The sequence below is a fragment of the Streptomyces sp. CB02261 genome (genome assembly GCF_001905665.1).
In the GTDB taxonomy this organism is placed as follows: Bacteria; Actinomycetota; Actinomycetes; order Streptomycetales; family Streptomycetaceae; genus Streptomyces.
Genome location: NZ_LIVX01000003.1, coordinates 323,509 through 335,783, shown reverse-complemented (window position 1 = coordinate 335,783; position 12,275 = coordinate 323,509). Strand labels below are relative to the sequence as shown.

Annotated in this window: 10 protein-coding genes; 4 read left to right on the top strand and 6 right to left on the bottom strand. The window is 69.9% G+C overall.

What is annotated here, in order from left to right:
* Window positions 1-21 precede the first annotated feature (21 nt).
* Window positions 22-1,572 (top strand): recombinase family protein, encoded by a 1,551-nt coding sequence (locus AMK29_RS11695; protein WP_073811469.1) that lies wholly within the window; start codon window positions 22-24, stop codon window positions 1,570-1,572.
* A 255-nt stretch (window positions 1,573-1,827) separates the two neighbouring features.
* Window positions 1,828-3,636, top strand: coding sequence for an NHL domain-containing thioredoxin family protein (locus AMK29_RS11690; protein ID WP_073811467.1), 1,809 nt, complete (start codon window positions 1,828-1,830; stop codon window positions 3,634-3,636).
* On the opposite strand, the gene AMK29_RS11685 is transcribed toward AMK29_RS11690, so the two are convergent.
* From AMK29_RS11685 to AMK29_RS11660, 6 genes are all read right to left on the bottom strand, one after another.
* Complete coding sequence (locus AMK29_RS11685; RefSeq protein ID WP_073811464.1) at window positions 3,637-3,981, bottom strand: hypothetical protein; 345 nt, start codon at window positions 3,979-3,981, stop codon at window positions 3,637-3,639.
* 53 nt (window positions 3,982-4,034) lie between these two features.
* Window positions 4,035-5,342 carry a M18 family aminopeptidase gene (locus AMK29_RS11680; RefSeq protein WP_073811462.1) on the bottom strand — a complete coding sequence of 436 codons (1,308 nt, stop codon included), beginning with the start codon at window positions 5,340-5,342 and terminating at the stop codon, window positions 4,035-4,037.
* Between the two features lie 201 nt (window positions 5,343-5,543).
* Window positions 5,544-7,373, bottom strand: a complete 1,830-nt coding sequence (locus AMK29_RS11675; RefSeq protein ID WP_073811459.1) for an acyl-CoA dehydrogenase — start codon at window positions 7,371-7,373, stop codon at window positions 5,544-5,546.
* A gap of 230 nt (window positions 7,374-7,603) precedes the next feature.
* A complete protein-coding gene (locus AMK29_RS35020; protein ID WP_079196839.1) occupies window positions 7,604-8,203 on the bottom strand; it encodes a hypothetical protein in 600 nt (199 codons plus the stop codon).
* Complete coding sequence (locus AMK29_RS11665) at window positions 8,203-9,984, bottom strand: alpha/beta hydrolase (protein WP_073811456.1); 1,782 nt, start codon at window positions 9,982-9,984, stop codon at window positions 8,203-8,205. The genes AMK29_RS35020 and AMK29_RS11665 overlap by 1 nt, the downstream gene beginning before the upstream one ends.
* 5 nt (window positions 9,985-9,989) lie before the next feature.
* The gene (locus AMK29_RS11660) at window positions 9,990-10,346 is read right to left on the bottom strand and encodes a hypothetical protein (protein ID WP_143202891.1); all 357 of its coding nucleotides are present in this window, start codon (window positions 10,344-10,346) and stop codon (window positions 9,990-9,992) included.
* Window positions 10,347-10,662: 316 nt separating this feature from the next.
* Here AMK29_RS11660 and AMK29_RS11655 point away from each other — a divergent pair, with 316 nt between their 5' ends.
* On the top strand, window positions 10,663-11,163 hold the full coding sequence (locus AMK29_RS11655; RefSeq protein ID WP_073811451.1) for an SseB family protein: 501 nt from the start codon (window positions 10,663-10,665) through the stop codon (window positions 11,161-11,163).
* 131 nt (window positions 11,164-11,294) lie between these two features.
* Window positions 11,295-12,257, top strand: coding sequence for a pirin family protein (locus tag AMK29_RS11650; protein ID WP_073811449.1), 963 nt, complete (start codon window positions 11,295-11,297; stop codon window positions 12,255-12,257).
* The last annotated feature ends 18 nt before the right edge of the window (window positions 12,258-12,275 follow it).

The following is a 12,275-nucleotide window of genomic DNA, read 5'->3' as shown; positions in this document are numbered from 1 at the left end:
ACCTTTGGTCACACTCAGTGTGTGCACCAAGCCACGATCTGTGACCTATACCTCCGCCTGTCTCTCGACCGTGACGGCAAGACCGCAATCGAACGGCAGGAAGCCGACTGCCGTGCCTGGGCCGAACGCAACGGACTGACCGTCCGCAAGGTCCACCTGGACAGAGGGCGCTCTGGCTACAAGACCGTTGAGCGCAAGGGCTTCGATGCCGCGCTGGCGGCGGTTACAGCGGGCGTCGTCGGCACGTTGATCGTCTGGAAACTGGACCGTCTTTCCCGCAAGGGCATCGGCGAGGTGGGCAAGCTGCTGGACGAAATCGAGAAGGCCGGCGGCCGTATCGTCTCTGTCCTGGACGGTCTCGACACCTCGAACGACTCAGAGCGCATGGTCGTCGCGATGCTCGCTGAGCTCGCCCGGTCCGAATCGAAGAATCTCGGTACGCGCGTCGGCCACGCCAAGCGCTACCTCCGTAGCAAGGGCCAGTGGATCGGCGGACAGTCTCCCTATGGGCTGCTCATCGACCCGAAGACCAAGAAGCTTGTCCACGACCCGGCGCATGCCGTCTACGCCCGCCTGATCGCGGATGAAGCGCTCGCCGGGACCTCGTTGGTCAAGATTGCCCGACTCCTCAACGAGTACGAGATCCTGTCGCCCAGGGGCGGGCAGTGGAATGCGGCCAGCATCATGCAGCTCCTGCGTTCACCGGCCTTCGCCGGTCTGATGCCGGAGACCGAGACCGTTGAGACGGACGACGGCGAGCGGAAGTACACGGGCAGGGTCTTTCCGTACCGCGATCCCGAGACCCTTGACACGGTTGAGATCGGCGAGGGGATCATCACGGTCGAAGAGCGTGAACGGATCATCCGGACACTGGAATCCAGAACGTTCGTGCACGCGGGAAAGCGGCGCCCGAAGCCCGAGGGGACGGCGCTGCTCACAGGACTTGTCTATTGCGCGGTTCCTGGCTGCGGTCGCCGGATGCACCGTGTGGGCGGCAGCTATCAGTGCATGGCCCGTCGCGCGGGCAACCAGTGCATCGGAGCGTCAGCGCTGGCTGATGCGGTGGATCAGTATGTGACCGAACAGTTCCTCACCAAGCTTCCGGCGCTCGAACCGGACGATCCGCTGCTTGTCGCGATCGCAGATCGCTGGGTGCACCGTGTGGACCCGGAGACCTTCGCGAAACGTGATGCCCTCACTGCGGAGATCCAGGACGAGGAAGCACGCCTGGCTGATCTGGAGGATGCACGCTATGTGCGTGGCGAGTTCAGTGGCGCGACAGCCGTGGAACGCTACAACCGGCTCTCAGGGCGTCTGAGGGGACGTATCGACGGCCTCCGCGGCGATCTCCACAGGCTCCCCCTGCCCTCCGTGGACGTGTCTCCCATGCTCGATGGCGTCACCTTGCGCGAGGCATGGACGGACGCGACGAACGAGGACCGGCGCGAACGGCTGTCGCTCGCCGTAGACCGCGTGGAGGTGAGCAAGGGAGTGCGCGGGCAGCGCATCATCCCCGCGCAACGCATCCAGATCCATTGGGCACAGCTGGCGGCAAGCGACACTCCTGCCTGAGCACCAAGGCGAGCGCGCAGCGGACAGGGGTGACGAAGTGACGCTCTCACCCGGTTACCTCTTTTCCTCGGCATCATCCCGACACTCCGACCGACGAGTCCCCCGCAGGGGAGAGTCAGTTGGATGCCGGGCCTGATCCAGACCTACGGCTACACCGAAGCCGTAGGTGCGCGCCGTGTGCTGGAACGTATGCCCAGGGGAGGCGCTTCGTGTGGGCGTGATCCCGCCTTCACAGGTGGGTGGCAAGCTTGAAGGATGAACGATGCTGCCCCGGCGCCCATCCCCGCGCCCGCCCCCCGGCGACCTGCCCGTGTCCGTGCCCCCGAGCTGATCGGCAAGGGCGGCTGGCTGAACACAGGTGGCAAGGAACTCACCCTCGCCGACCTGCGAGGTAAGTGCGTTGTCGTTGATTTTTGGACCTTCTGCTGTGTGAACTGCCTGCACGTCCTCGACGAGCTGCGCGAACTGGAGGAGAAGCACCGCGACACGCTCGTGATCGTCGGGGTGCACTCGCCGAAGTTCGTCCACGAGGCCGAGCACCAGGCCGTCGTCGACGCCGTCGAGCGGTACGAGGTGCACCACCCCGTACTGGACGACCCCGAGCTCGCGACCTGGAAGCAGTACGCCGTGCGGGCCTGGCCGACGCTCGTCGTGATCGACCCCGAGGGGTACGTCGTCGCCCAGCACGCCGGCGAGGGGCACGCCAACGCGATCCGGACGCTCGTCGAGGAGCTGGAGGCCGAGCACGGCGCCAAGGGGACGCTGCGGCGCGGCGACGGGCCGTACGTGGCGCCCGAGCCCGTCGCCACCGACCTGCGGTTCCCCGGCAAGGCGATCCTGCTGCCCTCGGGGAACCTCCTCGTCTCCGACACGACCCGGCACCAGCTCGTGGAGCTGGCGGCCGACGGCGAGACCGTCGTACGGCGCATCGGGGAAGGCGTCTTCCGCGAGCCGCAGGGTCTCGCGGCGCTGCCCGACGGCAGGATCGTCGTCGCCGACACCGTGAACCACTCCCTCCGCGTCTTCGACCCCGCGACCGGGACGATCGAACGGGTCGCCGGCACCGGTAGGCAGTGGTGGCAGGGGTCCGCCACCTCCGGGCCCGCCCTGGAGGTCGACCTGTCCTCGCCGTGGGACGTGGGCTGGTGGCAGGGCAGGGTGTGGATCGCCATGGCGGGCGTCCACCAGCTGTGGACGTACGACCCGGAGAGCGGGACCGTCGAGGTCGCGGCCGGGACGACGAACGAGGGGCTCGTCGACGGGCCCGCCGCCGAGGCCTGGTTCGCGCAGCCGTCGGGGCTCTCGGCCACCGAGGACCGGCTGTGGATCGCCGACGCCGAGACCAGCGCCCTGCGCTGGATCGACCGCGACGGCCACGTCCACACCGCTGTCGGCACCGGCCTCTTCGACTTCGGTCACCGCGACGGGGACGCCGGCCAGGCCCTGCTCCAGCACCCGCTGGGCGTCACGGCCCTGCCCGACGGCTCGGTCGCCGTCAGCGACACGTACAACCACGCCCTGCGCCGCTACGACCCGGCCACCGGCGAGGTCACCACCCTCGCCACCGATCTGCGTGAGCCCAGCGGCGCGGTCCTCGTCGACGGCGACATCGTGGTCGTCGAGTCCGCCCGGCACCGGCTGACCCGGCTGCGGCTCCCCGAGGAGGCCGTCCAGGTCGACGCCGTGGCGCACCGCACCCGGCGCGAGGCCACCGAGGTCGCCCCGGGCCGGCTCCGCCTGGACGTCGTCTTCCAGGCCCCGACGGGCCAGAAGCTCGACGACCGCTACGGCCCCTCGACCCGGCTCCTGGTCTCCTCGACCCCGCCGGAGCTGCTGCTCGGCGGCGAGGGCACGGGCACGGACCTCTTCCGGGAGCTCGACCTGAACCCGGAGGTCACCGAGGGCGTCCTGCACGTCTCGGCGATGGCCGCGTCCTGCGACGACGACCCGTCGAACGAGTACCCGGCCTGCCACGTCCACCAGCAGGACTGGGGCGTTCCGGTGAAGGTCACGGAGACGGGCGTGACCCGCCTGCCCCTGATCCTCGCGGGCCTGGACGCCTGATCATCTGACGATCCCCTGGTTCCTGGACGGGCGCCCCGCGGCCCCGTCCAGGCACCCGGCCACCCAGGCCGCCGGATCGTGGACGGACCGGGCGCCGCCGAGGCCCTGCCGTTCCATGAGCGCGCACTCGCCGTCGAGCAGCGCCCTCGTCCGCGTCCCGTCCACGTCGTACCCGCGGATCCGGGAGGCCAGGACGTAACCCCCCTCGTACGCGATGTCCGTGCCCCACGGCGGCCGGTCGTCGTATCGGTCGATCAGTCCCCAGGCCAGCGCCGTGCCGAACAGCGCGGCGGCGGTCAGGGACAGGACGAACTTCTTCCGGGGCGGGCCCTCATGACGGTGCATGGGGCGACGGTGTCAGGCGGGCCCTTTCGCGGATGTTTCGCCGAAGGCCGGGGTCAGCCCTCCAGGAAGGCGACGAGGGCGTTCGCGAGGAGGAACGGGTCCTCGGCGCCGCAGAGTTCGCGGGCGCTGTGCATGGAGAGGATCGCGACGCCGATGTCGACGGTCGTGATGCCGTGGCGGGCGGCGGTGATCGGGCCGATGGTGGTGCCGCAGGGCATGTCGTTGTTGGAGACGAACGACTGCCAGGGCACCCCGGCCTTCTCGCAGGCGGCGGCGAACAGGGCCCGGCCGCCGCCGTCGGTGGCGTACCGCTGGTTGACGTTCACCTTGAGGATCGGGCCGCCGTTGACGCGCGGGCGGTGCGTCGGGTCGTGGCGCTCCCCGTAGTTGGGGTGGACGGCGTGGCCGGTGTCGGAGGAGAGGCAGACCGTGCCGGCGAAGGCCCGCGCCCGGTCCTCGTAGGCGCCGCCGCGTGCGTAGACGGAGCGCTCCAGGACGTTGCCGAGGAGGGGGCCCTGGGCGCCGGTGTCGGCCTCGGAGCCGTTCTCCTCGTGGTCGAAGGCGGCGAGGACCGGGATGTACGGCAGGTCGTCGCGGCCCGCGACGGAGGCGAGGGCGGCGACGGCCGCGTGGACGGAGAGCAGGTTGTCCATGCGGGGCCCGGCCAGGAGCTCGCGGTCACGGCCGAGGTAGGCGGGCGCCTCGACGGAGTGGACCATCAGGTCCCAGCCGGCGACGTCCTCGGCGTCGACCCCGGCCTCGCCGGCGACGAAGGAGATCAGGTCGCCCTCGTGGACGTCACCCGTGCCCCAGACGGGCTGCATGTGCCGCTGGCGCTCCAGCTTGAGGCCGTCGTTGGCGCCCCGGTCGAGGTGGATGGCGAGCTGGGGGACGCGCAGCAGGGGCCGGTCGACGTTGACCAGGTGGTGGCTGCCGTCGCGGAGCGTGAGGCGTCCGGCGAGGCCGAGGTCGCGGTCCAGCCAGGTGTTGAGGAGCGCGCCGCCGTAGATCTCGACGGCGACCTGCCGCCAGCCGTGCGCGCCCATGTCGGGCTGCGGCTTGACGCGCAGGTTCGGGGAGTCGGTGTGGGCGCCGACGATGCGGTACGGGGTGTGGGCGGCGGCGCCCTCCGGCACGTACCAGGCGATGAGGGCACCGCCGCGGATCACGTACTTCCCGCCGTGCGTCCCGTCCCACGCCGCTGTTTCCTCGACCTGCCGGAAACCGGCCTTCTCGAGCCGTTCGGCGGCGCTCGCGACCGCGTGGTACGGCGACGGCGAGGCCGCCAGGAAGGCCATGAGGTCGTCGGTGTGTCCGCGGTCGAAGGGACCGGCGGCGGGACGGGAAGCTGCGCTGCTCATGGCCCAACCTTACGCAGCGGGGCTCCGTGGGAACGGCAGGGGACCGCCGCCCGCGGCCCCCCCTGGCCCCCGCCTCCCGATGGGCCCGGTCGCGTCCACCCCCGGGACCGGCGAGCCGAGCCCCCCCCCCCCCCCGAAAAAACAGAACGGCCCGCCCCCCTCCCCGGGGACGGGCCGTTCCTGCAAGGACGGGGGCGCGTCTTAGAACGCGGCCTCGTCCAGGTCCATCAGCGAGCCGTCGACGGCCTCGGCGAGGGCGCGCTCGGTGGTGACGCCGGGCAGGACGTTGGCGGCGAAGAACTTCGCGGCCGCGATCTTGCCCTGGTAGAACGCGACGTCCTTGCCGGTCGCGCCGGCGGCCAGCTTCTCGGCGGCGACGGCCGCGCCGCGCAGCAGCAGGTAGCCGACGACGACGTCGCCGGAGGCGAGCAGCAGGCGGGTGGTGTTGAGGCCGACCTTGTAGATGTTCTTGACGTCCTCGCCGGTGGCGGTGAGGTCGGTGATCATCGTGCCGACGATGCCTTCGAGGTCGACGGCGGCCTTGGCGAGCGCGTCGCGGGCGTCGGCCAGGTCGTCGCCGCCGGTGCCGACCGCGAGGAACTTCTTGATCTCCTCGGACAGCGCGTTCAGGGAGGCGCCCTGGTCGCGGACGATCTTCCGGAAGAAGAAGTCCTGGCCCTGGATGGCGGTGGTGCCCTCGTAGAGGGTGTCGATCTTGGCGTCCCGGATGTACTGCTCGATCGGGTACTCCTGGAGGAAGCCGGAGCCGCCGAAGGTCTGGAGCGACTGCGCGAGCTGCTCGTAGCCCTTCTCGGAGCCGTATCCCTTGACGATCGGGAGCAGCAGGTCGTTGAGGCCGTGGAGTGCCTTGGCGTCCTCGCCGGCCGCTTCCTTGATCGCGATCTCGTCCTGCACGGTGGCGGTGTAGAGGACGAGGGAGCGCATGCCCTCGGCGTACGCCTTCTGCGTCATGAGCGAGCGGCGGACGTCGGGGTGGTGCGTGATGGTGACCTTGGGCGCGGCCTTGTCCATGAAGTTGGCCAGGTCGGTGCCCTGGACGCGCTCCTTGGCGTACTCCAGGGCGTTGAGGTAGCCCGTGGAGAGGGTGGAGATCGCCTTCGTGCCGACCATCATGCGGGCGAACTCGATGATGAGGAACATCTGGCGGATGCCGTCGTGCTTGTCGCCGATGAGCCAGCCCTTGGCGGGGTGCTTGTCGCCGAAGGTCATCTCGCACGTGTTGGAGGCCTTGAGGCCCATCTTGTGCTCGACGTTGGTGGCGTAGACGCCGTTGCGGGCGCCGAGCTCGCCGGTCTCCCAGTCGAACTCGTACTTCGGGACGAGGAAGAGGGAGAGGCCCTTGGTGCCGGGGCCGGCGCCCTCGGGGCGGGCGAGGACGTAGTGGAGGATGTTCTCCTCCATGTCGTGCTCACCGGAGGTGATGAAGCGCTTGACGCCCTCGATGTGCCAGGAGCCGTCCTCCTGCTGGGTGGCCTTGGTGCGGCCGGCGCCGACGTCCGAGCCTGCGTCGGGCTCGGTGAGGACCATGGTGGAGCCCCAGCGCTTCTCGACGGCGATCTGGGCGGCCTTCTTCTGCGCCTCGTTGCCCTCGGTGTAGAGGATGCCGGCGAAGGCCGGGCCGGAGGAGTACATCCAGATGGCCGGGTTCGAGCCGAGGAGCAGCTCGGCGTAGGCCCAGATCAGGGAGCGGGGGGAGACGGTGCCGCCGATCTCCTCGGGGATGCCGAGGCGCCAGTACTCGGACTCCATGAAGGCGTTGTACGACTTCTTGAAGGTGGCCGGTACGGGGGCGGTGTTGGTCTCGGGGTCGAAGACCGGCGGGTTGCGGTCGGCGTCGGCGAAGGACTCCGCGAGCTCGTTCTCGGCGAGGCGGCGGATCTCGTCGAGGATGCTCTTGGCGGTCTCGACGTCCATCTCCTCGAACGGCCCGGTGCCGTACACCTTGTCGCGGCCGAGGACCTCGAAGAGGTTGAACTCGATGTCGCGGAGATTCGACTTGTAGTGCCCCATGGCGACGGCTCCGTTAAGGCTCGGGGAGGCGGATGTCCTGGTACGCGGACGTGGTCGTGCTCGTACTACCGGTGAGTAGCCCACGCTTCTCTACGATGATGCTACCCACCGGTAATAAGAGCAACCCCTATCCGGTCATCTGTGACACGAGCCGCAGAAAAAGGGCCCGGGGCATGTGCCCCGGGCCCCCTCACACGACGACCGCGCCTCCCTCACACGACGACCGCGCCTCAGTACAGGCCCTTCAGGTCCGTCCCCTCGGGGGCCCGGAAGCAGCCGGAGACGACGGTGAGGCCGATCAGGTTCTTCTTCTTCGGGTCGGTGCTGCCGACCCACAGCTCGGCGTTGACGGCGAAGTGCTCCTTCTCGGACTCCGCCGTGAGCTCCAGGCTCCTGGCCTCGCTGTTGTTCGGGCCGTACGAGACGACCTTCCAGCCCTTGGCGGGCAGTGCCTGGTGGAGCCGCTCGAAACCCTGCTTCAGCTCCTCCTCGGAGACGTCGTACACCGACCACGGATGGCGGATCCTGAAGAGGTGCTCGGGGTCCTCCGCGCAGGTGGAGGCGCTCGCGCCGCCCGGGGTCGTCTTGCCCTGGGGCAGGCCGATCATGTCGAAGATCTCGCTGGAGACCTCCTTGGTGCGCGTCCGTGCCTGTTCGACCTCGAGGGTCGTCGGGGTGTAGCCGAGGTCGTCCGCGTCGTTCATGGAGCATCCCGTCACGAGAGTGGTGAGACAGAGAAGGAGGGCGCCGACAGCGGCCGGGCGCCGGATGCGGCGGCGCGCCGAGGTCGTGGTCGTGCCCGTGGGGGTGCGCTGGTCGCTGGCGTTCATCAGTCCTCGTTCACCTTGTCGTACCGGCCTGCCACGACCTTCGCCTGGTTCTTCAGGCTCTCGGAGTCCCGGGTCCAGTAGTCGCTGTGTCCGCTGGTGTCGACGTCCATCCGATGGGCGCCGAACAGTTCGTCGGAGGGAACGGTCTGCACGTACCCGGCGTTGAACGGGATGCCGTTCCAGGTCTCGACGCCCCACGTATAACCGCCGAGTCCGGCAACCTTGCCACCCGCGGGCACGACATCGTTCCACGCCGCCTCGGACCAGACGTGGTCCTTGCCGACGTCCAGGTCCTCGGCCTTCCCGGTGAGCATCCCGGGGCTGCCGACCGCGACGATGTCGTCGGCCGCCAGGTCGCCCTTGTTCGAGGCGTCACCGACGACGGTCGAGCCGTAGCTGTGTCCGATGATCGTGGTGTGGCTGTTGTCGGCGCCGCCCTGGACGGTCTCCAGACCGTCCATGAACCGGAGCAGCTGGGGGGATCCGTTGTGTGCCCACTCCTTCTGCATGGCGTCGGGAGCGATGGACTGCGGAGCTTCGTAGCCGAACCAGGTGATCGTCGAGACGTTCTGTCCCGGCGCCCACTTGGAGGTCTCCAGCCACGTCTCCGTCATCCGCTTGATGTTGCCGTCGAAGTCCTTCAGGTTCGTCGTCGTGCCCGGCACGTAGACCGCGGTGTGGTCGGCGGTGTCGGGGTTGCCGTTGGCGATGATCGCCCGCCCGATGCCCTCCTTGTCGTAGCCGAGGAGGTACGCCTCCGGCAGGCCCTCCTTGCCGGTGGCGTCGAAGCGGGCCTGGATCGAGTCGCTGCCCTTGAGCTGCTCCTTCAGCCGCTCCTGGTCCTTCTGCCACTGCTTGTACTCGGGGCTGAGGACCGCGGCCGGGTAGCTGCCGTTCGGGTTGGGGATGTACTGGTTCGGCGCGGGCTTGTTCAGGTCCGTCAGGATCTGCGCCCGGTTCTCGGCGAAGACCGTCCGGTTGGCGTCGTCGCGGACCGAGGACGGGATGCCGTCGAGGGCGCCGACGGAGGCCGGGTAGAGCGTGGCGTACTCGTCACGCTGCTCCTGGCTGAGGCCGTTCCACCACGCGGCGTTCTCCTTGGCGGACTTCCCGTGCGGGATCCGGTCGTCGTCGGCGTACTTCCCGGCGGCCTGCTGGAGGGCCTTGGTGTCGGCGGCGGCGTCGACCAGGTCCGCGTCGCTGACGTCCAGGCCGGGGCCGGCCTTGAGCCTGCGCAGGGCGGCGGCGTAGCGGCCGTCGATCTCGGCGGCCTCGCGGACGGCGTCGCCGATGCGCTGGGCGATGTCCTCGGCCTTGCCCTTGTTGGCGTCGGCGCTGCCGACCCCTTCGCCCTTGCCGGGGGCGAGCGGGACGGGCGCGCCGTGCTCGGCGGTGTGGGAGCCGGGCGAGAGGACGAAGGAGTCGGTCGGGTACTCGACCGAACCGTCGGGCTTCACGGTGAACTTGAGGTTCTCCGCGTCCTCCAGGGCCTGCTTCAGCTTCTTCTGCGGGGCCGCGAGCTCCGAGGCGAGCCCGTTGAGCGCGGTGCGCACCAGTCCGCACTCGGTGTGCAGGTACTGGTAGTTGCGGCTGAGCTGCCGGACGGCGTGGGTCGCCTCGGTGGCGGTCTCGCCCTTCTGCGTGTCGTGGATCCTGGCGAACATGCCGTTGTCGACACGGTCCTTGTCGGCGTTGGAGCGGGAGGAGACCTTGCCCCAGCCGTCGGCCGCGTCGGTGTACTCGTTCAGTCTCACGTCGCGCAGTTGCTGCCAGGTGGGCACGGGGCTCAGCCTTCCTTCCGCGCGGGAGCCGGCGCCTCGGCGGCGATCTTCCGCTTCGTCGCGGCCTCGCGCTCGCCGAACTGCAGGCCCGCGCCCTTCAGCGCGCCCTCCAGGCGGCCGCACTCGTCGCGTACGGCGCCGAGGCGGGCCTTCCAGGTGCCGAGGATCTCGGCGAGGCCGGCCGAGGAGTCGAAGCCGGCGGTGCCGCCGCTGACGCCCTCGTTCGCGGTGTCGAGGTCGGTGAGCGAGGCGGTGGTGGAGGTGCGCAGCTCACCGGCGGTGTTCCCGGCCTGGTGCCAGGGGCCTTCGTCGGCCTTCAGGTCCGCGTCGCCGCCGCCTCCACCGGAATCGGGGGCGGGCACCCCCGCGAGGGTCATCGTCGCGGGCTGTCCCGGCGGTGCCGTCCCGCCTGATCCGCCTGTTCCGCCGAACAGCTCTTCCCAAGTGGCGTTCAACGCCATGTTCCACCCCCGTGGTGACCGAAAGTTGCTTCCGCGAACTTAGCAAGAGGGCAGGGGCGTTCGAAGATCGGGTGCGGGTGGGGCCGACTGCGCCGTCACCGCCCACGGGCAGCGGTGCGACCGCCGATGGGCGGTGCCGCGCGACCGCCGGTGGGCCGGGCCGCGCGACCGCCCATGGGCAGTGCTGGGACCGTCCACGGGTCGATAGGCTGGCCCCATGTACGGCTACGAGCAGAATCCGGGTGCCCAGCAGCAGTACCCGCCGCCTCCGCAGCAGCAGTACGCCCCGCAGGCCGACATGCAGGGCGGCATGCAGGCCGGGTACGGGCAGCAGCAGGCCCCGCTCTACCCCGAGCCCTCGCCGCCCTCCCTCGCGGACGCCGTGCGCGCCTTCACGACCGGCACGCTCGCGCCCGAGGACTTCCAGCAGATCTTCGCGACCTCCAAGGTCTACTGCCCGCGCGGGGACAACCCGGGTTTCCTGGCCCTGCACAACACCCAGCAGCCGGTCATCCCGATGTTCACCTCGCTCAAGGAGCTGCGGCGGTACGCGGGCAAGGAGTCGAAGTACTTCGTGATCACCGGCGCCGAGGTGATCGACCTGCTGCCGACGGGCTACGGCTTCGTCCTCGACATGGAGGGCGACCACCGGATGGTCTTCGACGCGAAGGCCGTGGAGCAGATGGTCGACTTCGCGATGCGCCGGATGTACGGCTGACCGATCCTGAACGCACGGGGGCGCCCGGGAGGAATTCCTCCCGGGCGTTCCGTGTTCCGGGTGGCAAGAAGTTCAGCGTTCAACTAAAGTGGACGTACACGGCCGCCGAGGCCGCACCTAGGAGGTCCGTCATGCCTGCCGTGACTGTCGAGAACCCGCTCACCCTGCCGCGCGTCACCGCCCCCGCCGACGCCGTCTCCCGCCCCGTGCTCGCCGTGACCACGGCCCCCTCGGGCTTCGAGGGCGAGGGCTTCCCGGTGCGCCGCGCGTTCGCCGGGATCAACTACCAGTACCTCGACCCGTTCATCATGATGGACCAGATGGGCGAGGTGGAGTACGCGCCCGGAGAGCCCAAGGGCACGCCCTGGCACCCCCACCGCGGCTTCGAGACCGTCACCTACATCATCGACGGGATCTTCGACCACCAGGACTCCAACGGTGGCGGCGGCACCATCACCAACGGCGACACCCAGTGGATGACCGCCGGCTCCGGCCTCCTCCACATCGAGGCGCCGCCGGAGGCCCTCGTCGTCAGCGGCGGCCTCTTCCACGGCCTCCAGCTGTGGGTCAACCTGCCCGCCGCCGACAAGATGATGGCCCCCCGCTACCAGGACATCCGCGGCGGCCAGGTCCAGCTCCTCACCACCCCCGACGGCGGCGCGCTGCTCCGCGTCATCGCCGGCGAGCTCGACGGCCACGACGGGCCGGGCATCACCCACACCCCGATCACGATGATCCACGCCACCCTGCGCCCGGGCGCCGAGATCACCCTGCCGTGGCGCGAGGACTTCAACGGCCTCGCGTACGTCCTCGCCGGACGCGGCACCGTCGGCGCCGACCGGCGACCGGTCCACACGGGCCAGACCGCCGTCTTCGGCAAGGGCGGCGCCCTCACCGTCCGCGCCGACGAGAAGCAGGACGGCAACACGCCGGACCTGGAGGTCGTCCTCCTCGGCGGGCAGCCGATCCGCGAGCCCATGGCCCACTACGGCCCGTTCGTCATGAACACCCAGGCCGAACTGCGCCAGGCCTTCGAGGACTTCCAGGCGGGCCGACTGGGCACGATCCCGGCGGTGCACGGGATGGGGGAGTAGGGACGCGTACGGGGATAC

Bases quoted from the DNA above. Each gene is read 5' to 3' on its own strand.
- AMK29_RS11685 (WP_073811464.1), bottom strand. From the start codon at position 3,981: ATGCACCGTCATGAGGGCCCGCCCCGGAAGAAGTTCGTCCTGTCCCTG.
- AMK29_RS35020 (WP_079196839.1), bottom strand. From the start codon at position 8,203: ATGAACGCCAGCGACCAGCGCACCCCCACGGGCACGACCACGACCTCG.
- AMK29_RS11675 (WP_073811459.1), bottom strand. From the start codon at position 7,373: ATGGGGCACTACAAGTCGAATCTCCGCGACATCGAGTTCAACCTCTTC.
- AMK29_RS11655 (WP_073811451.1), top strand. From the start codon at position 10,663: ATGTACGGCTACGAGCAGAATCCGGGTGCCCAGCAGCAGTACCCGCCG.
- AMK29_RS11650 (WP_073811449.1), top strand. From the start codon at position 11,295: ATGCCTGCCGTGACTGTCGAGAACCCGCTCACCCTGCCGCGCGTCACC.
- AMK29_RS11680 (WP_073811462.1), bottom strand. From the start codon at position 5,342: ATGAGCAGCGCAGCTTCCCGTCCCGCCGCCGGTCCCTTCGACCGCGGA.
- AMK29_RS11690 (WP_073811467.1), top strand. From the start codon at position 1,828: ATGAACGATGCTGCCCCGGCGCCCATCCCCGCGCCCGCCCCCCGGCGA.